This window comes from Mesorhizobium sp. M1409, assembly GCF_040317535.1.
Classification (GTDB): Bacteria; Pseudomonadota; Alphaproteobacteria; order Rhizobiales; family Rhizobiaceae; genus Mesorhizobium.
Genome location: NZ_JAMYKV010000153.1, coordinates 1 through 826 on the forward strand (window position 1 = coordinate 1; position 826 = coordinate 826).

Consider the following 826-nt stretch of genomic DNA (forward strand, 5'->3'; position numbering starts at 1 on the left):
CAGCCGCCATGCTGCACTGCAACATTACTATCTCGGAGTCCGCAATGACAGATATCAGGTCATCGCGCATCGAATGCCTCGACGGGCTTCGGGCGCTCGCGGCGATCTGGGTCCTTGTCGGGCATTGCCTGCTTCTGACCGGCTGGCGTGTTCCCATCGTCGGCGAGCCGGATCTCGGCGTCGATCTCTTCATCATGCTGTCCGGCTTCCTGATGGTGTTCCACTATCAGCTGCGCCAGGACAAAGAGCCCTGGCAAAGACCGGGAACCTGGCTGAAATTCTGGGCGCGACGCTACTTCAGGATCGCGCCGCTGTTCTACGTCATGCTTTTGCTGGCACTCGCGCTTGGCCCCTATCTCTACGGTTCCAGGATAATCATCGACGATTTCCTGTCGAGGTCGCACCAGGCGCCCGAGCGCTATCTCGACAGCGGCCCGAAGAACATCGTCGCGCATCTGACGTTCCTGTTCGGCCTGCTGCCAGGCTTCGCCTACCGCACGCCGCTCCCCGACTGGAGCCTGGGACTGGAGATGCAGTTTTACGCGGCCTTCCCGGCCATTATGCTGTTGGTGCGCAGGTTCGACTGGATAAGAAGCGCCGGGCTGGTCGCCGCGGTTGGTTGCATCATCGTGTTTGCGCTGGGCCGATTGTCGGTCCATTTTCCGATGCCGTCGTTCCTGGCGCTGAAGATGCAGATATTCCTGTGCGGCATGCTGCTGGCGGGCGTCGTGCATCAGAGCCAGCCACGGCCGATCCTGTATCTGGCACTGGCGCTGCTTCTGGCGGCGCTGCCGTTTGGCGGCGACTACGGACTGGGCAAGCTGCT

General features: G+C 61.6%; 1 protein-coding gene. It reads left to right on the plus strand.

The window, feature by feature from the left end; translation table 11 throughout:
* Positions 1–44: 44 nt before the first annotated feature.
* The coding region (locus tag NKG99_RS35785) for an acyltransferase family protein (RefSeq protein ID WP_352874180.1) at positions 45–826 on the plus strand (782 nt) is incomplete at its 3' end.